Source organism: Rhodoplanes sp. Z2-YC6860 (genome assembly GCF_001579845.1).
GTDB lineage: Bacteria > Pseudomonadota > Alphaproteobacteria > Rhizobiales > Xanthobacteraceae > Z2-YC6860.
This window is the reverse complement of record NZ_CP007440.1, coordinates 7,829,194-7,849,206: the sequence shown is the minus strand read 5'-3', so window position 1 is coordinate 7,849,206 and position 20,013 is coordinate 7,829,194. Positions and strand designations below refer to the sequence as shown.

Here is a 20,013-nt window from a genome sequence, read left to right as displayed (position 1 = left end):
CACTCGTGCCGACGCGTCCGCATTGATCTCGATCAACGGCGCGGCCCTGCCGGCGCCTGCCGCGGCCCGTACTTCATATCAGCTTGAGCTCTTTCAGGCTCGCATGCCCGTTCTTGCCGACGATGATGTGGTCATGCACCAGGACGCCGAGCGGCTCGGCGATCTCGACGATCTGCTGCGTCATCGTGATGTCCGCACGGCTCGGCGTGGGGTCTCCGCTCGGATGATTGTGCACCAGGATGATGGCCGTGGCGCTGAGTTCCAGCGCGCGCTTGACCACCTCGCGCGGATAGACTGGTGTGTGATCAACCGTGCCCTTCTGCTGGATTTCGTCGCGGATCACTTGGTTGCGCTTGTCGAGGAAGATGATGCCGAACAACTCCTTGTCCTCGAACGCCATGGTGGTGCGGCAGTAGTCCAGAACCGCGTTCCACGACGACAGCACCGGCCGCTTCTTGACCGCGCCGTGCGTCATGAGGCCCGCCGCTGCGTGGATAATCTTGAGATCGGTGCTGGTCGCTTCCTTGACGCCCTTGACCTCTTCCAATCGCCGCGGCGGCGCGGCCAGAACTTCGGCGAACGAGCCGAACTTGGCGATCAGGTCCTTGGCGATCGGCTTGGTGTCCTTCTGCGGGATGGTGCGGAACAGAATGAGTTCGAGAAGCTCATAGTCGCTCAGCGCCGCGGCGCCGGCCTCCCGGAAGCGGTTGCGCAGCCGCTCGCGATGGCCGTGATAGTGCGGCTTTGCCGCGGACGGCTCGTCCCCGGTCCCGTTAGAACTGCTGGAGGTCTTGTTGCTGGAGGTCCTGACCGGCATTCATCGCCCAAACGCTGCTTGAGCGGTCAGGATGAGGGCAGCCCGAAAGCTTTGCAACCGCGAAGAAGCGAGCGCCCGCACTCAGAGCTGGTACGGCGGCTTGTCCATGCCCTTGGCTGAAGTCGTGAAGATCTCCACGCCAGCCTGGGTCACGCCCACCGTGTGCTCGAACTGCGCCGACAGCGAGCGGTCGCGCGTCACCGCGGTCCAGCCGTCGGAGAGCACTTTCACATGCGGGCGGCCGAGATTGATCATCGGCTCGACCGTAAAGAACATGCCGGGCCGCAACACGATGCCCTCGCTCGGGCGGCCGACGTGGACGATGTTCGGCTCGTCGTGAAACAGCCGGCCGAGGCCGTGGCCACAGAAGTCGCGCACCACGCTCATGTGCTGCGCTTCGACGAAGGTCTGGATCGCGGCGCCGATGTCGCCGGTGGTGGCGCCCGGCTTGATGACGTTGATGCCGCGCATCATCGCATCGTAGGTGACCTCGATCAGCCGCTCGGCGCGGCGTGGAATTTCACCGACCGGATACATCCGGCTCGAATCGCCGTGCCAGCCGTTGAGGATCAGCGTCACGTCGATGTTGACGATGTCGCCCTCCTTGAGCGGCTTGTCGTTCGGGATGCCGTGGCAAACCACGTGATTGATCGACGTGCAGGTCGACTTCCGGTAGCCGCGATACATCAGCGTCGCGGGCAGGGCCTTGTGGTCCCGGGCGAACTCCGCGACCAGCCGGTCGATCTTGTCGGTCGGCACGCCGGGCTGGACGTATTGGGTCAGCATGTCGAGGCAGTCGGCCGTAAGCCGGCCGGCCTTGCGCATGCCCTCGAAGGCTTCCTTGCCGTGGAGCTTGATCTGGCCGGTTTTGCGGAGCGGGGCGGTGGCGGCTTCGACGTAATTCATGGAGGCAGAATTTAAGGGCTGTGGCCCGCAAAGCAAGCGCGCGGCAGCGCCGCGGTTCCCGCAGTCCGATCAATTTATATCGAGCTTTTCACGCAGAAATTCGCCAATCCGGCGGACCGCCCGCTGTCCCTCCGGCAGCACGCGCGCGAACAGCTGCCAGACATGCGGCATGCGCGGCCAGACTTCGACCTCCGCGTCGACCCCGGCCTTGCGCATCCGTTCGCCCAACTGCACCGCGTCGTCGAGCAAGAGCTCGTCACTGCCGACCTGGATGAGCGAGGGCGGCAGGCCCGTCGGATCGCCGAACAGCGGCGACGCATAAGGGTGCTTCGGATCGGCATCACCGAGATACCAGCGGGCAAACAGCCTGGCAGGGCCGACACTGAGCATCGGATCAGCCTCATCGAAACGGACGCTTGAGTCGCTCGTCAGCGTGAGATCGGTCCAAGGCGACAGGGCCACGGCTGCCGCCGGCATCGGATCGCGTTCGTCGCGGAGTTTCAGCAGCGTTGCGAAGGTGAGCCCGCCGCCGGCCGAGTCGCCCATCACGGCGAGCCGCCTGGGCTCGACGCCCCCGGCAAGCAGCGCGCGATAGGCCGCGGCGGCGTCCTCCACCGCGGCGGGAAACCGATGCTCCGGCCCGAGCCGGTAGTCGAGCACGTGCACGGTGGCGTCGGCCGCATTAGCGATGCGCCAGATGAAATCGCGGTAGTGCGCGGGCCGGCCATACACATAGGCGCCGCCGTGCAAGTACAGCACGTGACGGTCCGCACGCGAATGTCGCGTGGCGACGCGGATGGCCGGCACGCCGCCGATGGTGAGTTTGGTCGCCACCGTGCCCCTCGGTGGGGACGGGGCGAGATACGCGAATTTTTCCAGGCGACCGCGAAGGCGCGCGATGTCCACCTCGGCGCCGTATTCCTGTTTGAAGCCGGCGCGCAGCGCGAGCCGCAGCAATTCGGCGCGCAGGCTCATCGTGCGGCGTCAGCCGTGGCGTCGAAGCGCTTGCGCGCGGCCTCGATTGCAGCGCGGTTCTGCCGCGCCCAGAGCCCGATGCCGCTGACCGGCACCAGCAGCGAGCGGCCGAGCCCGGTCAATTCATATTCGACCTTGGGCGGGATGGTCGGGAACACGGTTCGAGTGACGAGGCCGTCGCGTTCCAGGTTGCGCAAGGTCAACGTCAGCATGCGCTGCGAGATGCTGCCGAGCGCCCGCCGGATCTCGTTGAAACGCCGCGGGCCGTTGCCGAGCTCGTTGACCACCAGAATGGTCCATTTGTCGCCGATGTGGGCCAGCACCTCGCTGACCGCCCGGCACTCGTCGGGCACATGGAGGTTACCCGGTATCGGTTTTGTGCCTTCTTGCTTGGCCCGCACAGTCATTTATCTAGCCTCGGTATAAACCCGTAACTTCGTACCGAAAGGTAACATCGCCATGGCCGCTTTCAAGATCGCCGTCATCGTCGGCAGCAACCGCCGCGAGTCCATCAACCGCAAGTTCGCCCAGGCGCTGGCGAAGCTCGGTTCCGACAAGTTCGATTTCAAGTTCGTGCAAATCGACGATCTGCCGCTCTACAACCAGGACCATGAGAGCAATCTCCCGCCGAGCGTCGTTCGCTTCAAGGCCGAGCTCGCGGAGGCTGACGGTGTGCTGTTCGTCACTCCCGAGCACAACCGGTCGATCCCGGCGGTTCTGAAAAACGCCATCGACTGGGGTTCGCGGCCGTGGGGCAAGAACTCTTGGACCGGCAAGGTCGGGGCGGTGACGGGGGCCGCGCAGGGCGCGATCAGCACGGCGTTGGCGCAGCAGCACCTTCGTCATATCCTCGGCGCCCAAGGCGTTGTGCTCTCGGGCGGCGAAGCCTACCTCCAGTTCAAGCAAGGCCTGATTGATGCCAACGACGTCGTCACCGACGAAGGCACCCGGGGATTCCTGAAAGGTTTCCTCGATCAGTTCGCCGTGCTGGTCGGCAAGCTCGCGGTCCCGGCCGCGAAAGCCGCATAAGCCCGGCAGCAAGACGCAGTACAATCAACGCAGATGGAATGGCTGCCTTCGGGGCCATTCCGGAAAGGCAAAACATCATGTCCATCCGTCCCGTCAAGAAGATCATCCAGTCCAAGCCCACGCTCGAAGGCGCGGGCGTGCATCTGCGGCGCGCCTTCGGCTTCGGCGACACCAAGGAGTTCGATCCGTTCCTGCTGCTGGATGATTTCCGCAACGACAATCCGGAGGAGTATTCCGCCGGTTTCCCGTGGCATCCGCATCGCGGCATCGAGACGATCACTTACGTGCTCGCTGGCGAGGTCGATCACGGCGATAGCCTCGGCAACAAGGGCACGCTCGGTGCAGGCGACGTGCAGTGGATGACCGCGGGCAGCGGCATCATGCATCAGGAGATGCCGCGCGGCGACACGCAGGGCCGCATGCACGGCTTCCAGCTCTGGGCCAACCTGCCGCGCGCGTTCAAGATGACGGCGCCGCGTTATCAGGACATCAAGGCCGCCGACATTCCGGAGGTGATCGATGATGACGGCACCAAGGTGCGGATCATCACCGGCGACTTCTGGGGCAAGAAGGGCCCGGTCGAGGGTGTCGCCGCCGATCCGCGCTATCTCGACATCTCGGTAGCACCCGGCAAGCGCAAGACCTTCAAGGTCGAGGTCGACCGGCACGCCTTCGCCTACATCTTCGCGGGCTCGGGCGCCTTCGTGTCCGCGTCGAAGCCGTTCGGCATTCTGACCGAGAAGGAGGTCGACGGCCAGGAGATCAAGGTGCGCGAGCAGACCGGCAACCGCTCGTTGATCGTGTTCGACCGTGGCGACGAGGTCACGGTGCAGGCCGGCGAAGAGGGCGTGCGCTTCCTCCTGGTGTCAGGCAAGCCGATCGAGGAGCCGGTCGCCTGGTACGGGCCGATCGTGATGAACACCCAGGCCGAGTTGCAGCAGGCGGTGAGCGAGCTGCGCAACGGCACGTTCATCAAGAAGCAGTAACTAAAAGAGGAGCGCGCCGCGTCAGCGGTGCGCTCCCTCTTCCCGCTTGCGGCGGGGCTATCGCATTTGATGATGTAAGGCGGGCACGGCCTCTCGCTCCCTCCCCCGCATGCGGGGGAGGGTTGGGGAGGCACCGCCGAGCGCAACGTTACGGTGCCCTCACGCAGCAGCGCCGCTCTCGCGAAGTGCTGCGATCGCCCCGCGGTCGAAGCCTGCCTCACTCAGAATCGCATCCGTGTGCTCGCCGAGCTCCGGTGCTGGCTTCTGCCAGGTGCCCGGCGTCTGTGATAGCCGCGGCACGATGTTGTGCATCGGCACCTGGCCCAGATCCCGATCCTCCACATCGACGATGATGCCGCGTCCGCGGAAATGCGGATCATCCACCGCGTCCGCGATCGTGTAGACCGGCCCGACCGTGACGCTCGCCTCACGCATCAGCCTCAATGCTTCGTCGCGCGTACGCGTTGCGAACCACGCGCCGACCGCCTCGTCGACCAGCGGGCGGTGCTTGACCCGATCGCTGTTGGTGGCGAAGCGCGGGTCATTGATCATGTCGGCGCGGCCGATGGTCTCGAACAGGCGCATCGCCATCGCCTGGGTCGAGCCGGATAGCGCGACGTAATGACCGTCGGCGCAGCGGTAGACATTGCGCGGCGACGAGGTGTTGGAGGCGCTGCCGACGCGCTCCTTGACGGCGCCGGTCTGCGCATAGATCGCGGCTTCGGGGCCCAGCACCGAAAAGATCGACTCCAGGAGCGAAAGGTCGATCACCTGACCGCGCGTTGCGCCGTTGTCGCGGGCGCGCAGCGCCGTCACCGTGGCGAACGCGCCGTAGAGCCCCGCGATCATGTCGGCGAGCGCGAGCGGCGGCAGCACCGGCTCGCGGTCCGGAAATCCGGTGCGCGTCGCAAAGCCGCTCATCGCCTCCACCAGCGTGCCGAAGCCCGGCAATTCTGCATAAGGTCCGGTCTGGCCGAAGCCCGACACGCGCACGATGATCAGATTCGGGTTGGCCTTGTGCAACACGTCGGGGCCGAGCGCCATCTCTTCCAGCGTGCCCGGCCGGTAGTTCTCGATGAACACGTCGGCATTCGCGACCAACCGCAGCAGCGCATTCTTCGCGGCATCCTTTCGCAGGTCGAGAACGATCGAGCGCTTGTTGCGCGCATAGGTCTTCCAGTGCAGCGACTTGCCGCCGTCGCGCCAGTCCCGCAGCGGATCGCCCGACGGCGGCTCCACTTTGATGACGTCGGCGCCGAAATCGCCGAGTTGCAGCGAGACCATGTTGCCGGCGACCAGCCGCGACAGGTCGAGCACGCGGACGCCGTTCAGCGGGCCGCGGACGTTGGGATCGAAGCGGATCGGCTGGGTTTCGGGATCCGTCATGCGACCATTATTCGTCGATCGGGACGGGGCTGTCGATCTCGATGCCACCCTCTTCGATCCGGCATTTCCAGGCGACCGCCTCGACGCCGCGCTTGCGCGCGCGATCGAACGCCGCGCCGTATTTCGGATCGATGTCGCGCGCGAGCTTGAACGACTTCGCCGAGCCGATCTGGATCAGGTACAGCATCACGGCGCGGGCGCCTTGCTCCACCATGTCACCGAGCTCTTCCAGATGCTTGGCGCCGCGCTCGGTCTTGGCGTCGGGAAATTCGGCGAGGCCCGTCCTGCGCATCATGTGCACGTTCTTGATTTCAACGTAGCACAGTGGCTTCGTCGCGCTTTCCAGCAGGAAATCCACCCGGGAATTCTTGCCGTACTTCACCTCGCGGCGGATGTTGTCGTAGCCGCTCAACTCGGGCAGGGCGCCAACCGCGAGCGCCGCTCCCACAAGCGGATTGGGATGACCGGTGTTGACGCCGACCAATTCCCGTCCGCCGCCGAAATCCACCTCGATCAATTCCCAACTGTGCGACAGCTTGCGCTTCGGATTGTCCGACTTCGACAGCCACACCCGCGAGCCCGGCTCGGCGAGGCCGATCATCGCGCCGGGATTGGCGACATGAGCGGTGATCGTCGAGCCGTCCGGCAGCACCACGTCGGCGAGGAAACGCTTGTAGCGCTTGACGAGCGTGGCCGGGATGAGGGGCGCTGAGAACCGCATTATTCCGGCTTGAAGCCTGCGCTCTGCAGCAGCTTGGTGCCGAGCGCGACCTGGGTGCGGATGAAACGCCCAAACTGCTCCGGCGTCTCGGCCACCGGCTCGACGCCAAGCTCCGTCAGACGGTTTTCGGCCGCAAGCTTCTGGCTGGTTTCGTTGAAGATGGTGTTGAGCCTCGCCACCACATCGGGCGGCATGCCCTTCGGACCGAAGAAGCCGAACCATGAGCCGAACGCGAGGCTCGGCATGCCGCTTTCCGCGGCGGTCGGAATCTCCGGCGCCAGCGAGCTTCGTTTCGGCGACGTGATGGCCAGGGCCTTGACCTTGCCGTCGCGCGCGGGCGGCAGCAGCGTGATGACCGAATCGATCAGAAGCTGGATGTGACCGCCCATGATATCGGTCAGCGCCGGTGCCGTGCCGCGATAGGGCGTGATGGTCAGATCGGCTTTGGCCGCCTCGCGAAGGGCGATCGAAGCGATGTGACCGGCCGAACCGAGGCCGGAGGTCGCGACGGTCCAGTCCGATGGCTTCTCGCGCGCCGCCGCCGCGACTGCCGCGAGTGACTTCTGCGGCATCTTGGGTGACATCACGACGAGCAGCGGACCTTCCCCCACGCGCGCCACCGGCGTGAAATCGTTCACCGCGTCGTAAGGCACGGATTTCAGCACCACATTGGCCATCACGTGGGTGATCGGCACGAACAGCAGCGTATAGCCGTCCGGCGCTGATTGATGCACGGCCTGTCCGCCGATGGTGGCGCTTGCGCCGGGACGGTTCTCGACGATGATCGGCACGCCAAGCTTGTCCTTGGCTTTCTCGGCATAGAGCCGCGCCATCACATCGATGCCGCCGCCGGCTGCAAACGGCACGATGACCTTGATGCTTTTGTCCGGGAAAGAACCGGATTGCGCAGCCGCGGACGTGACGATCGCGATGGAAGTGATTGCGACGGCGATGAACCGAACCAGCATGGTACGCCTCCGGACCAGCTCTAGTTCACGAACTTGCCGCCCAGGTCTTCGTCGATGTGCACGCGGATGATCTCGTCAAACGTCCGCTCGACGGTAAAGCCGAGCGCGGTGGCCCGCTCGCCCGCAAGCCGCTGCGGCCAGCCGTCGACGATGCGCACCACCAGCGGATCGGGCTCGCGGCGGATGCGGGAGGCGACCTTGTCGCCCGCGACGCGCCGCAGCGCCTCGATCTGCTCGCCGACCGTGCAGCACACGCCCGGCATGGTGAGGTTGATGTGCGGCTCGATCTGCTCGCGCGGCAGCTCCGCGCCATGAATGAGGAAGCCCACCGCCGAACGCGGGCTTGCATGCGTGTGCACCACGCTTTCGGCGACCGGCAGCAGGGCTTCCATTCCGGCCAGCGGCTCGCGGATAATGCCGGAGAAGAAGCCCGACGCGGCCTTGTTCGGTTTGCCGGGCCGCACCACGATCGAGGGCAACCGGATGCCGACGCCTTCGAGAATGCCGCGCCGCGTGTAGTCGGCGAGCATCAGCTCGATGATCGCCTTCTGCGTGCCGTAGGACGTGAGCGGCGTGAGGTTGAAATCGTCCGGGATGGCGTTTGGGAAGGGCGCGCCATAGACCGCCATCGACGACGAAAACACCACGCGGGGCTTGTAGCCGTCACCCGCGTTGCGGATGGCTTCCAGCAGCGCCCGGCCGCCATCGAGATTGACGCGATAGCCTTTGTCGAAATCGAGCTCGGCTTCGCCGGACACCACGCCGGCCAGATGAAAGATCACCTCCGGCCGCTCGGAGATCGCCTTTTCGGCGACGCCCGGTTCGGCCAAGTCCGCGGCGCGGGTCTTCACATGGTCGGAAAAGCCCGCGGGGCGCGCCGGCGCCACCACATCCAGCAGGGTCAGCTTTTCGACCGGCTGGCTCATCAGCTCGCGATCGGTGATCAGCTGCTCGGTGAGCTTGCGGCCGATCATGCCAGCAGCACCGGTGATCAGGACATGCATGGGCGCCTCCCTGACGCTTCTCCCGGCGCTTCATGCTTCGCCGAGCTTGGCTTTCTGCCTTCCATTGCTATCGAAATTTTCCGGCGTGAGCCAGCGCTCGAACGCGGCCCTCCGCGCCGGCCATTCGCTGTCGAGGATCGAGAACCAGGCGGTGTCGCGGTTCCGGCCCTTGACGATCATGTGCTGCCGAAAGGTGCCCTCATAGGTGAAGCCGTAGCGCGCAGCGGCGCGCCTTGACGGCGCGTTCAGGCTGTCGCATTTCCACTCGTAGCGCCGGTAACCCAGTGTCTCGATCGCATAGCGCGCGATCAGATATTGCGCCTCGGTGCCGAGCGGCGTGCGCTGCAGAGCCGGCGCGTAGACGATGTTGCCCACCTCGATGACGCGCATCGCCGGGCGGATTTCCATCAGCGAAAGGATGCCCAGCGCGGCGCCTTTGTCGTCGACGACCGCGTAGAAAATCCGCTCTCTGTGGCGCTCGTATTCCGCGATGGTGCTGCGGAAGGCGGCTTCATCGGATGGGCTGGTTACAAAGATATAGGTCCAGATGGGGTCGTGGCCGGCCATTGCGGCCCACAGCGATGGGCTGTGCTTCGCCGCATCGAGCCGCTCGACCGATCCGTAGCGGCCCTTGAGTGTGACCGCGCCGGGCATCGGCGCGGGCGTGGCGTCGACTGCTTCGCCGACCGGAAGCCCTTCGTTCACGACCATGTCTTCCGGTCGTTCGAGAAGAAAGCGTTGAGCTCCTGGTTGCTGATGGTGCCGGCGAAGCTGTCGAACTTGCCGTCGGTCGCGATCGCCTTGGCCGATTTGACGAATGCATCCATGGCGACGCGCGACAGCGTGCCGCCGACGCTGATCCTTCGCACGCCCATGCCGGCGAGATCGCTCACCGTGAAGCCGAAGGCGCCGCTGTTGAGGAAGTTGATCGGCTTGCCGCCGACCGCTTTCACGGTCGCCTCGATCTGCTCGCGCGTCTTGATGCCCGGCGAGTAGAGGCAGTCGGCGCCGGCGTCGGCGAACGCCTTCAGCCGGCGGATGGTCTCGTCGAGATCGGGCCGGCCGCGGATGAAGCCCTCGGTGCGCGCCGTGAACACCACGTCGCCACCCGCCTTGTCGATGGCGGCGCGCGCCGCCTTCCCGCGGGCCAGCGCCAGGTCGAAGTCGTAGAGCGGGAACTGGCCGTGCTGCGGCGAGTCCTCGATCGACAGTCCGGCCACGCCGGTCGCGATGCAGCGCGTCACGTTCTCGGCGACGGTATCCGGATCGTCGGCGAAGCCGTTCTCGAAATCGGCGTTGAGCGGCACGTCGGTTGCGGCCGCGAGCTCCTTGTAATGTGCCAGCACTTCGTCGCGGGATTGCGCGCCGTCGGGATAGCCCATCGCATGGGCGTGGCCGGCGCTGGTGGTGGCCAGTGCCTTAAAGCCCAGGCCTTGAAGGTAACGCGCGCTGCCGACATTCCACGGATTGGGAATGACGAAGCAGCCGCTCCGGTGCAACTCGCGAAAGGTCTTGCGCTTGTCGGCGGTAGACGGACGGGCGGACGGCATGGAAAACTCCCGGCGGATGGAGATGACGAATGCTGCCACGGCGCTTCGCGGCCGGACAGCGCATTTCCGTGATGCAATCATGACCCAGGGTGATAACGGGTCGGGAACAAACGGGGTGAGGAATGCTGGTGGATTGCGTCGATCTCGATGCGCTGGAGCGCGAGGCGCGTCGGGTCATGCGCCCGGAATCCTGGGTGTTCTGCGACACCGGCGCCGACGACGAAATCACCGCCAAGGAAAACATCGCGGCGTGGCGCGCGCTGAAATTGCGGCCGCGCGTGTTGCGCGACATCGTCGAGATCGACACATCTGTGACGCTGCTCGGCGCCAAGGTCGACACGCCGATCATGGTGGCGCCAACCGGGCGGCATCATCTGTTTCACGCCGAGGGCGAGCGCGCCACGGCGCGCGGCTCGGCCTCGGCCGGCGCGCTCTATGTGATGTCGACCAGCGGTGCGACGCTGGTCGAGGATGTCGCGAAGGAGCGCGGCTCGGCGCCGCAATGGTTCCAGCTCTACATGCAGCCCGACCGCGAGGCGACCGGCGCATTGCTCGACCGTTGCGTCAAGGCAGGCTTCAAGGCGCTGGTGCTGACAGTCGATCAGCCGGTGCCGGGCTGGAGCCCGCGCGCCTATCGGACCCCGGTTATTCCTTCGCCCGACATCCGCAGCGTCAACATGGTCGGTCAGCCGATCTCGCAAACCGCCTATGACGTCGATCGCAAGGGCGTCGTGATGTTTCCGACCAATTTCTCCGACCTCGAATGGCTGGTGAAGCGTTGCGCCATGCCAGTGGTGGTCAAGGGCGTGCTGCGCGGCGACGACGCGCGGCGCTGCGTCGACTGCGGCGTGAAGGGTATCATGGTGTCGAATCATGGCGGCCGCCATCTCGACACCACCGTCACGACCGCCGAGGTTGTTGCAGAGGTGGTGGCCGCGGTGGGCGTGAACGCCGAGGTCTATGTCGACGGCGGCATCCGTCGCGGCACCGACATCGTCAAGGCGCTGGCGCTCGGCGCCCGCGCCGTGCTGGTCGGCCGGCCGCCGCTGTGGGGCCTGTCGGTGAGCGGCGCCGACGGCGCTGCGGCGGTGCTGACGCACTTGCGCGACGAGATGGTTCGGGCCATGCAGCTTTGCGGCGCGGCAAACTTGGCGGCGTTGACGCCGGATTTGGTGAAGGCCTAGCCACGGGTCGTTCCGGGGCGGCGCGATAGCGCCGAACCCGGAATCCAGTTACACATTCCGGCTATTCGTCTGGATTCCGGGTTCCGGCCTTCGGCCGGCCCCGGAATGACAGCGGAGAGATCGAACCACGATGAAAGAACTCATCTCCACCGGTAAGCTCCGAGTCGGTGTGGCCTTCGCGCCGTCGCCGTCGCCGCTGTTCGTGGTCAAGGCCAAGGACGGCACGGTTCATGGCGTCACGGTCGATCTCGGCAATGAGCTTGCAAAGGAGCTTGGTGTCGAGGCTGAATTCGTGGTGGCGCCGAACACCGGCGAACTGGTCGACGCACTCGAGGCCGGGCGGATCGACGTGTCGTTCATGCCGGTCGACGACGAGCGCAAGAAGCGCATCGATTTCGGCCCGGTCTATTTCCTGGTCGAGAGCACCTACATGGTCACGGAGGCGTCGGACCTGCACAAAGTGGGCGACGTCGACCAGCCCGGCATTCGCGTGGTCGGCATCGCCAACACCACCACGATCCGCGCGGCGGCGCGTTCGCTGACCAAAACCACGATCATGGCGGCGCAGTCGATCGGCGACGCCGTGGAGATGCTGACCGGTGGCAAGGCGGATGCCTTTGCGCTGTCGCGCGACTCGCTGCCGCCGTTCGTTGCGAAGCTGCCCGGCTCGCGCATCGTCGAGGGCGGCTTTCAGTTCACCGGCGTGGCCATTGCGGTGCCGCGAGCGCGGCCCGCCGCGTTGGCCTATGTGAGCACTTTCCTGGAGAAGGCGAAGAGCTCCGGCGTGGTGCGCTCGGCTTTCGATCGCGCCGGTCTGCAGCACCTGACGGTCGCGCCGTAACGAGCAACGCTAGCGGCGCGGCTGCCGTTTCGGTCGCTTTGGGCTGCGCGTTGGCTTGCCGCGCCACGCCTCAAATTCCTCTTTGACAAAGGCCGCCGCCCGCGTGGTCGAGCGATGCAGCCAGCCCTCGCGGCGCTTGGCGATGTCGCTCTCGATCGCGCGGCGATGATCGCCAGTGCCGAGATGGATGTTGGCGAGCTCATGGCCCATGGCGCGCAGCATGCGCGGATTGAGCAGCTCTTCGGGCTCCTCGGCGACCTCGATCTTGCGGGTGTTGGGCGAAAGCCTGCGCACCACCAGCTCGTCATCCGCCGCGTACCATGGGTCCGGCGCGCGATAGCGGCCGTTGGCAATTTCCTGCACATGAAGAATCCGCTGCGACTTGCCGCCGTGGGCGCGCACCCAGCCCGATGGCACCAATGCCTTGGCCTCGCGCAACACAAGGCCGTCGTGCCAGTCGGCGACGCCGACCCAGCGTTGCCGTCCGAGGCTGCCGGTGCCGGCCTGGCGCGGATAGAACTTCTGGATCTCGAGGTTTTTCTCGGGCATCGCCGCCGCGATGGCGCGGCGATAGGGTTTGGGCGGCCGCTTCGCTGAATTTCTCTGGGCCCGGACCTTGGTCCAGAACTTGGCGCGGTCTTTCTCGTCGACAACGAACAGGCTCCGCAGCGCTGCGTGCTCCTCGTCGAGCACGAACGGCCGCGGATCGTTCAAGCCCCTGCGATAGCCTTCGAGGATGAAGGTGCAGGTGTCCTGGTTGCGATACTGGCGCGACGGTCGCGCCAGTGCGGCGCTGGTCGCGAGTCGCACCAGATCGAGCGCGTAGGGCATCGGCGCGGCCTCGTCGAAATCGTTGACGCCCCAGACCAGCCGGCCGTCGTCGTCACGCCACATGCCGTAGTTTTCGAGATGGATGTCGCCGACCGCCAGCACCCGCGGCGCGCTGCGAAGCTTCGGGCAGACCTCGAGGATGGTCTCGGCCCAGCGCCAGTAGGTTGCGCGCAGAAACGGAAACGCTCCGCTCGCCATCTTCTCGTGCTTGGCGCGCAGGTCGGCGGCGACAATCTCGCCGTCCAATGCATCGCTCAGCCAGCGCTCGTAGGCCGCATTCGCCTTGCGGAAGTCAGGCTCGAAATTGGATTTCGCCATGGGATTTGAGCAATACGCTCTCCCTCAGTGCAGGAGACTCAATGGTTGTCTCTCGGCTCACTGGTCTGCGCCACCCTTTGGTACTTTACCGCAGGCCGGAGCACCATGCCATCGGCCAGCTGATCGACGATGGCACGCTGGATTTCCTGCCACGGCGTCTGGCTTGACGGAAAACGATAGCCGCCGTCGCGTTCCAATGTTTTCCTTCGCTTGGTGAGCTCGGCCTTCGACACCAGAATGTCGGCCGTGCCCCTGTTGAGGTCGATCCGCACCCGGTCCCCGGTGCGAAGCAGCGCCAGTCCGCCGCCCGCCGCGGCCTCTGGCGAAGCGTTGAGAACCGACGGCGAGCCCGAGGTGCCGGACTGTCGGCCGTCGCCGATGCAAGGCAACGACGTGATGCCTTGTTTGATCAGCCGCGCCGGCGGCTGCATGTTCACGACTTCGGCCGAGCCGGGATAGCCGATCGCGCCGACGCCGCGCACGAACAGCAGCGTGCGCTCGTCGATCTTCAGCGACGGATCGTCGATGCGCAGGTGATAGTCCTCCGGCCCCTCGAAAACCACGGCGCGGCCCTCGAAGGCATTGGGGTCCTTCGGATCGGAAAGAAAGCGTCCGCGGAAATCGTCCGAGATCACGCTGGTCTTCATGATCGCCGAGTCAAACAGATTGCCTTTGAGCACCTTGAAGCCGGCCTGCTTCTTCATCGGTTTGGCGTAGGGCTTGATGACATCCGGATCGGCAACCTTCGCGCCTTTGACGTTCTGCGCCATGGTCTTGCCGTTGATGGTCATCGCATCGCCATGGATGCGCCTGGCCTTGAGCAACTCGTTCATCACCGCCGGCAGGCCGCCGGCGCGGAAGTACTCCTCGCCGAGATACTCGCCGGCCGGCTGCATGTTGACGAGCAGCGGCACGTCGTAGCCGATCGTCTCCCATTCATCGATGGAAAGCGTCACGCCGACATGGCGCGCGATGGCGTTGATATGGATCGGCGCATTGGTCGATCCGCCGATGGCTGAATTGGCGACGATGCAATTCTCGAAGGCCTTTCGGGTGAGGATGTCGGACGGCCGCAAATCCTCGTGCACGATCCCGACCGCGCGGACACCGGTGTCATAGGCGATCTGGGCGCGTTCGCGGTACGGCGCGGGGATCGCGGCGCAGCCCGGCAGCGACATGCCGAGCGCCTCGGCGAGCGCATTCATGGTCGAGGCCGTGCCCATGGTGTTGCAATGGCCCACTGAGGGGGCGGACGCCGCTGCGATCTCCATGAACTCCTGATTGTCGATGCGGCCCGCCGCCAACTCCTCGCGCGCCTTCCACACCACGGTGCCGGAGCCCGCGCGCATGCCCTTCCACCAGCCGTTCAGCATCGGCCCGCCGGAGAGAACGATGGCCGGGATGTTCACGGTCGCGGCCGCCATCAGGCAGGCCGGCGTGGTCTTGTCGCAGCCGGTCATCAGCACGACGCCGTCGAGCGGATAGCCGTACAGCACCTCGACCAGCGACAGATAAGCGAGGTTGCGATCGAGCGCCGCGGTCGGGCGCTTGCCGGTCTCCTGGATCGGATGACACGGAAACTCGAAGGCGATGCCGCCTGCGTCGCGAATGCCGTCGCGGACGCGCTTGGCCAATTCGAGATGATGCCGGTTGCAGGGCGACAGGTCCGAGCCGGTCTGTGCGATGCCGACGATCGGCTTGCCGGAGCGCAGTTCCGCGCCGGTCAGCCCGAAGTTCAGATAGCGCTCGAGATAGAGCGCCGTCATGCCCGGGTTCTCGGGATTGTCGAACCAGAGCTGTGAGCGCAGCGTGCGGCCCTTGGGTGCCAGCGTTTTCTGCTTCTTGTTCTGTTTGTTGTTTTGCTTCTTGGCCATGCTCTTCCTCCACCTCATCCTGAGGAGCGCGAAGCGCGTCTCGAAGGATGAGGTGGCCATCGACCCCATCCTTCGAGACGCGGGCTGCGCCCGCTCCTCAGGATGAGGTCGATGGTGAAGCGTCGCAAGGCGCTGTTTGATTTTAAGGGCCGAATCCTTTGAAACTCGCGGCCGGGGAAAGGGGGGACCGATGTTCTATCAACTGCTGGCCGGCGGCCTGGTCAGCCTCGTCAATTTTGGCCTGCACGCCATCATCACCGGCATTGTCGTCGTTGCGGCGCGGCACACGGCGGCTGCGACTGACGACCTTCATGTCTTTGCGCGGGTCAGTGCCCTGCTGATGATCACCATGGTCGCGCTGATGATCGCCCACACCGTCGAGATCGCTGTGTGGGCATCGTTCTACGCCTTGAATGGGATCGAGACCGAGAAAGCCAGTGCGTTCGAATTCGCCTTCGAGAATTACACCGCGCTGGGCTACGGCGATGCGGTGCCGGGAGGCCGCTTCCGCCTGATCGGGCCGATCACCGCCCTCAACGGGTTGCTTCTGATCGGCTGGTCTGTCGCCATCATTTTCGAGGTCATGAAGATGGCCGATGTCCAGGTCGCCCGTAAGGATTCCTCCAGTTGACGGACGCCGGGGCGAGGGGGCTAATACCGGCCCGAACCGGCGAAAACCGCCAAAGCGCATCAAGAAACGCTTGAGGATTTCATGCTTCGTACAGTCGCCAATTTCGACCGCATCGGCGAGGAAAACGCATTCGCGGTGCTGGCCCGCGCCAATGCGCTGGCGGCGCAAGGCCGCGATATCATCAGTCTTGGCATCGGCCAGCCGGATTTCCGCACGCCTGATTTCATCGTCGAGGCCGCCATCAAGGCGCTGCGCGACGGTCACCATGGCTACACGCCGGCCAACGGCATCCCGCAGCTTCGCGAGGCGGTGGCGGCCGACCTGCACAAGCGTTTCAAGGTCGAGGTGTCGCCGGACAGCGTGATGATCATGCCGGGCGGCAAGCCGACCATGTTCATGTCGATCCTGATGTTCGGCGAACCGGGCGTGGACATCCTCTATCCAGACCCGGGCTTCCCTATCTATCGCTCGATGATCGAATACACCGGCGCGCGGCCGATTCCCGTGCCGATCCGCGAGGAGAACGGCTTTGCCTTCTCGGCGGAGGAGACGCTGAAGCTGATCACGCCGCAGACCCGGCTGCTCATCATCAACTCGCCGGCCAACCCGACCGGCGGCGTCACGCCGAAGAGCGAGATCGACAAGCTCGTCGCGGGCCTGGAAAAGTTTCCGGACGTCTGCGTGATGTCGGACGAGATCTACGACCACATGGTCTATGACGGCGAGCAGCACGTCTGCCTGCTGTCCTATCCGTCGATCCGCGACCGGCTGATCCTGCTCAACGGCTGGTCCAAGACCTACGCCATGACCGGTTGGCGGCTGGGCTACGCGGTGTGGCCCAGCAAGCTCTACGACTATGCGCGCAAGCTTTCGGTCAATCTGCATTCCTGCGTCAACGCGTCGGCGCAATATGCCGGGCTTGCGGCGCTCACCGGTCCGCAGGACGAAGCGGACAAGATGGTCGCCGAGTTCGACAAGCGCCGGAAGGTTGTGGTCGAAGGCCTGAACAAGCTTCCCGGCGTGTCCTGCACGGTGCCGAAGGGCGCGTTCTACGCGTTTCCGAACGTTAAGCGCACCGGTTGGAAGGCCAAGGATCTGGCCACCGCGCTGCTCAACGACACCGGTGTCGTCACCATCGGCGGGCCGGATTTCGGCATTCTCGGTGAGGGCTATCTGCGGCTGTCCTACGCCAACTCGACGGAAAACATCCTGAAGGCGCTGGATCGCATGGGGCAGTTCCTGGCAAGCCGCAAGGCGGCGTGACGGGCGTCGCGCGGGGGAAGAACAACAATGAAACGGATGCTTTTGGCGTTTAGCGTCCTTGTGGCCAGTGCGGTGTCGGCTCAGGCGCAGACGTTCTATCACTACGAATGCAAGGACGGCGGGACCTTCGAGGTGGGCTTCTATCCCGAGACCAAAGCCGCCTTCCTGCAGTTCGACGGCAAGTCGCTGGATCTGCCGAAGCGCTTCTCGCTGACCAGCCAGCGCTTCTCGAAAAACGGCACGACGTTTGCGATGAAGAAAAACGGCGCCGCGACCATCAAGCGCGCCGGCAAGACGTCGGTCGAGTGCCAGGTGAAATAGCTCCCTCCGCGAGTCATTCCGGGGCGCCGCGAAGCGGCGAACCCGGAATAGGCAGTCGCTGCTTTGCTGGATTCCGGGTTCGCGGACTTCGTCCGCGCGCCGGAATGACAGCGGCGGCTTACGGCGCCTTGTCGAGCACGATGTGCGACGGCCCGGGCTTCGGGATCACCACGCCCTGGCGCTCGAACGTGTCCCACATCGCGATCATCATGGCGCTGCGCACCCGCGTCGGGCCCTCCGATGCGCTGCTGATCCAGGCCCACAGCACATATTCCAGCGCGGTCGCGCCGAACGCGGTGATGTGGCACGACGGCGCGGGTTCCTTCAGCACTTGCGCAACGCTGAGCGCCGCCTCGACGGCCGCGGCTTGGGTCTTGCCGATCGGCGTGTCGTAGCTCGTCGAGAATTTGATCTGCAGCTGCATGCGGTCGCTGGTGTAGGACCAGTTGATCACCCGCTGCGTCACCAGGTCCTCGTTCGGCACCAGGAGCTCGCGCCCGTCCTTGAGATCGACCGAGGTGTAGCGGGTGCCCATGTTGGTGACCCAGCCGAAATGGTCGCCGATCGAAATCACGTCGCCCGGTTTGATCGACTTGTCGGCGAGCAGCATGATCCCGCTGACGAAGTTCGAGACCATCTTCTGCAGGCCGAGGCCCACGCCGACGCCGATCGCACCCGTGAGCACCGCCAGCACCGACAGGTCGATGCCGGACGCGCTCAGCACCACAACAACGGCGATCGCCATCATGGCGATGCGGATCAGCTTGCTGAGCAGCACCTGCACCGACGGCGTCAGGTCGGACGACGCTTGCACCCGCCGTTCCAGGAAATTGCTCGTCGTGCTCGCGGCCCAGATCGCGACCAGCAGCAGCGCCGTGGTCTTGATGATCAAGAGCGGCGTCACCCGGATGCCGCCGACCATCAGCCCGCGGGCATCGAGCGCCGCCGAGGTCGCATCGAGCAGTCCGAGAATGCTGAGCGCCGCGATGGTCCAGGCCGCGACCGCGACGATGCGGTTGATGAAGTGATTGCGGATCAGGCTGGTGACGATTGCGATCACGACCCAGGCGGTGGCGAGATTGGTCGCAACCAGCAGCAGATACGTGCGCGCATGGCTGAGCGACGCTTCGAGGCTCGCGCGCGTGACGATGATCAGCAGGATGAAGATCAGCACCGCGAAGTTGTCGATGAGCGCGCGGATGGCAAGCCGCAGATAGGCCGGCCAGCCCATGGTCGCTGCGGAAAGGTCGAAGCGCCGGCGCACCAGCGCAGCGATCGCGATCGCCACCAGCGCCGTCAACGCGATGTCGCCAAGCTGAAGCGGCAGCCAGACCGACGTCAGCTCAGTGCGCAGCGTCGTGCGAATGGTCGTGATGATCGCCGTCGTGGCGTTTTCGAGATCGTCCGGATTCATGCCTGCCAGCGCGTCAATGGCAGCGGGATTAAACGCGATTCGCTGCGGACCGCACAGGCGGTAAAGTCGGCTCCAGCCGTTGGTTTCTTTGTCATTTTCCTTGGGTGAAGCGGAATCCCAGGAGCACGATGAGGAGACCCACGAGTTGCAGGCCGGTCGGCACGATGCCGAGCGCGAGCCAGCCGATCAGCAGCACGCAAGGCGGCACCAGCGTCGGAAACACCGCCGCCCGGCCGGCGCCGAGCATCACGATCGAGCGGGTAAAGAGGTAGATCGCGCCGGGCCCGGCCATCAGGCCCTGGAAGACCGCCTGAAGCAGGTTCTCCCAGAAGCCCATCGCGATGATGCGGTCGAAGCCGACCGCGATCCAATAGATCGGCAGGATGACGAGCGACACGACGCTGACCGCGACGGTGGCGCGCATCGGTGGCACCCGCCATTTCCGCAGCAGCGTGCCGAAGCTCGCGAACATCAGACCGGCCAGCGCGAACAGCCCGTCGCCGAGGAGGCCATGGGCGCCGATGGTGGCGATGGCTTCCGCGCCGATCACCGCGAGGCCTGTGACGATCACTCCGGCGCCGATGGCGCGCCGCACCGGCAGCCGTTCCATCAGCACCACGGTCGCGAGCAGCAGCCCGAACAGCGCCGCGCAGGAGGGCTGGATCACGCCGCCATGGCCGAGCGGCACAAGGTGAAAACCCGAATAGCTCGCAAAGGCGATGCCCGGCCCACCGAGGAACGTCAGGATGAGGCCGCGGCCCCAGCCGATGCCGTTGAGATCGGCGAGACCGTCGCGCCAGGCCATCGGCAGGAAAATGAGCCCTGCCCAGAAGCAGCGGTGGAAGGTGATGTCGGCGGCCGTCAGGCCCTGGTCGATGCCGTGCCGCGCGGCGACGAAACCCGCGGCCCACAGCACCGCAGCGCCAACGCCGCACAGGACGCCGATGGCGGTGTACCGGGATGCGGGCGCCGTTGTCATCGCCGGGACACTTAC

21 protein-coding genes are annotated in these 20,013 nt (G+C 65.4%); 7 read left to right on the top strand and 14 right to left on the bottom strand.

Features of this window, described 5'->3' with window-relative positions; genetic code table 11:
- Positions 1 to 73: 73 nt before the first annotated feature.
- The 4 genes from radC to RHPLAN_RS36495 all read right to left on the bottom strand — a co-directional run bounded on the left by radC (position 74) and on the right by RHPLAN_RS36495 (position 3,105).
- Complete coding sequence (gene radC, locus RHPLAN_RS36510) at positions 74 to 817, bottom strand: RadC family protein (RefSeq protein WP_068029481.1); 744 nt, start codon at positions 815 to 817, stop codon at positions 74 to 76.
- Positions 818 to 898: 81 nt separating this feature from the next.
- Positions 899 to 1,723 carry a type I methionyl aminopeptidase gene (gene map, locus RHPLAN_RS36505; protein WP_068029478.1) on the bottom strand — a complete coding sequence of 275 codons (825 nt, stop codon included), beginning with the start codon at positions 1,721 to 1,723 and terminating at the stop codon, positions 899 to 901.
- 69 nt (positions 1,724 to 1,792) lie between these two features.
- Positions 1,793 to 2,698 (bottom strand): alpha/beta hydrolase, encoded by a 906-nt coding sequence (locus RHPLAN_RS36500; RefSeq protein ID WP_068029476.1) that lies wholly within the window; start codon positions 2,696 to 2,698, stop codon positions 1,793 to 1,795.
- The gene (locus tag RHPLAN_RS36495) at positions 2,695 to 3,105 is read right to left on the bottom strand and encodes a winged helix-turn-helix transcriptional regulator (RefSeq protein WP_068029474.1); all 411 of its coding nucleotides are present in this window, start codon (positions 3,103 to 3,105) and stop codon (positions 2,695 to 2,697) included. The genes RHPLAN_RS36500 and RHPLAN_RS36495 overlap by 4 nt, the downstream gene beginning before the upstream one ends.
- Before the next feature lie 52 nt (positions 3,106 to 3,157).
- Between RHPLAN_RS36495 and RHPLAN_RS36490 the strand changes: the two genes are divergently transcribed.
- Together RHPLAN_RS36490 and RHPLAN_RS36485 are read left to right on the top strand one after the other, a co-directional pair.
- Complete coding sequence (locus RHPLAN_RS36490; RefSeq protein WP_068029469.1) at positions 3,158 to 3,727, top strand: NADPH-dependent FMN reductase; 570 nt, start codon at positions 3,158 to 3,160, stop codon at positions 3,725 to 3,727.
- 77 nt (positions 3,728 to 3,804) lie between these two features.
- On the top strand, positions 3,805 to 4,713 hold the full coding sequence (locus tag RHPLAN_RS36485) for a pirin family protein (protein WP_068032410.1): 909 nt from the start codon (positions 3,805 to 3,807) through the stop codon (positions 4,711 to 4,713).
- Between the two features lie 159 nt (positions 4,714 to 4,872).
- Here RHPLAN_RS36485 and RHPLAN_RS36480 read toward each other — a convergent pair whose 3' ends face one another.
- From RHPLAN_RS36480 to RHPLAN_RS36455, 6 genes are read right to left on the bottom strand one after another with little or no spacing between them, the layout of a single operon-like run.
- The gene (locus RHPLAN_RS36480; RefSeq protein ID WP_068029466.1) at positions 4,873 to 6,099 is read right to left on the bottom strand and encodes a CaiB/BaiF CoA transferase family protein; all 1,227 of its coding nucleotides are present in this window, start codon (positions 6,097 to 6,099) and stop codon (positions 4,873 to 4,875) included.
- A gap of 7 nt (positions 6,100 to 6,106) precedes the next feature.
- On the bottom strand, positions 6,107 to 6,820 hold the full coding sequence (gene sfsA / locus RHPLAN_RS36475; RefSeq protein ID WP_068029463.1) for a DNA/RNA nuclease SfsA: 714 nt from the start codon (positions 6,818 to 6,820) through the stop codon (positions 6,107 to 6,109).
- Positions 6,820 to 7,788 carry a Bug family tripartite tricarboxylate transporter substrate binding protein gene (locus RHPLAN_RS36470; RefSeq protein WP_068029460.1) on the bottom strand — a complete coding sequence of 323 codons (969 nt, stop codon included), beginning with the start codon at positions 7,786 to 7,788 and terminating at the stop codon, positions 6,820 to 6,822. Before RHPLAN_RS36470 ends, sfsA begins: the two co-directional genes overlap by 1 nt.
- A gap of 20 nt (positions 7,789 to 7,808) precedes the next feature.
- Positions 7,809 to 8,792 (bottom strand): D-erythronate dehydrogenase, encoded by a 984-nt coding sequence (gene denD / locus RHPLAN_RS36465; RefSeq protein WP_068029457.1) that lies wholly within the window; start codon positions 8,790 to 8,792, stop codon positions 7,809 to 7,811.
- A 30-nt stretch (positions 8,793 to 8,822) separates the two neighbouring features.
- Entirely contained in the window at positions 8,823 to 9,503 is a 681-nt protein-coding gene (locus tag RHPLAN_RS36460) for a GNAT family N-acetyltransferase (RefSeq protein WP_068029454.1), read from the bottom strand.
- On the bottom strand, positions 9,494 to 10,342 hold the full coding sequence (locus tag RHPLAN_RS36455) for an isocitrate lyase/PEP mutase family protein (protein ID WP_068032407.1): 849 nt from the start codon (positions 10,340 to 10,342) through the stop codon (positions 9,494 to 9,496). Before RHPLAN_RS36455 ends, RHPLAN_RS36460 begins: the two co-directional genes overlap by 10 nt.
- Positions 10,343 to 10,464: 122 nt before the next feature.
- Here RHPLAN_RS36455 and RHPLAN_RS36450 point away from each other — a divergent pair, with 122 nt between their 5' ends.
- Together RHPLAN_RS36450 and RHPLAN_RS36445 are read left to right on the top strand one after the other, a co-directional pair.
- Positions 10,465 to 11,526: an alpha-hydroxy acid oxidase gene (locus RHPLAN_RS36450; RefSeq protein ID WP_084246280.1), complete on the top strand. Its 1,062-nt coding sequence runs from the start codon at positions 10,465 to 10,467 to the stop codon at positions 11,524 to 11,526.
- A 130-nt stretch (positions 11,527 to 11,656) separates the two neighbouring features.
- Positions 11,657 to 12,367 carry a transporter substrate-binding domain-containing protein gene (locus tag RHPLAN_RS36445; protein WP_068029447.1) on the top strand — a complete coding sequence of 237 codons (711 nt, stop codon included), beginning with the start codon at positions 11,657 to 11,659 and terminating at the stop codon, positions 12,365 to 12,367.
- 9 nt (positions 12,368 to 12,376) lie between these two features.
- On the opposite strand, the gene RHPLAN_RS36440 is transcribed toward RHPLAN_RS36445, so the two are convergent.
- Both RHPLAN_RS36440 and RHPLAN_RS36435 read right to left on the bottom strand, forming a co-directional pair.
- Entirely contained in the window at positions 12,377 to 13,516 is a 1,140-nt protein-coding gene (locus tag RHPLAN_RS36440; RefSeq protein WP_068029444.1) for a DUF2252 family protein, read from the bottom strand.
- A gap of 38 nt (positions 13,517 to 13,554) precedes the next feature.
- The gene (locus tag RHPLAN_RS36435; protein WP_068029441.1) at positions 13,555 to 15,390 is read right to left on the bottom strand and encodes an IlvD/Edd family dehydratase; all 1,836 of its coding nucleotides are present in this window, start codon (positions 15,388 to 15,390) and stop codon (positions 13,555 to 13,557) included.
- Between the two features lie 190 nt (positions 15,391 to 15,580).
- Between RHPLAN_RS36435 and RHPLAN_RS36430 the strand changes: the two genes are divergently transcribed.
- The 3 genes from RHPLAN_RS36430 (at position 15,581) to RHPLAN_RS36420 (ending at position 17,605) form a co-directional block, all read left to right on the top strand.
- A complete protein-coding gene (locus RHPLAN_RS36430; RefSeq protein WP_068029438.1) occupies positions 15,581 to 16,021 on the top strand; it encodes an ion channel in 441 nt (146 codons plus the stop codon).
- Between the two features lie 81 nt (positions 16,022 to 16,102).
- Complete coding sequence (locus RHPLAN_RS36425; protein ID WP_068029435.1) at positions 16,103 to 17,284, top strand: pyridoxal phosphate-dependent aminotransferase; 1,182 nt, start codon at positions 16,103 to 16,105, stop codon at positions 17,282 to 17,284.
- A gap of 27 nt (positions 17,285 to 17,311) precedes the next feature.
- Positions 17,312 to 17,605 (top strand): MliC family protein, encoded by a 294-nt coding sequence (locus RHPLAN_RS36420; protein ID WP_157100716.1) that lies wholly within the window; start codon positions 17,312 to 17,314, stop codon positions 17,603 to 17,605.
- A gap of 118 nt (positions 17,606 to 17,723) precedes the next feature.
- On the opposite strand, the gene RHPLAN_RS36415 is transcribed toward RHPLAN_RS36420, so the two are convergent.
- Both RHPLAN_RS36415 and RHPLAN_RS36410 read right to left on the bottom strand, forming a co-directional pair.
- Entirely contained in the window at positions 17,724 to 19,019 is a 1,296-nt protein-coding gene (locus RHPLAN_RS36415) for a mechanosensitive ion channel family protein (RefSeq protein ID WP_068029429.1), read from the bottom strand.
- 91 nt (positions 19,020 to 19,110) lie between these two features.
- A complete protein-coding gene (locus RHPLAN_RS36410; protein WP_068029423.1) occupies positions 19,111 to 19,998 on the bottom strand; it encodes a DMT family transporter in 888 nt (295 codons plus the stop codon).
- Positions 19,999 to 20,013: the final 15 nt, after the last annotated feature.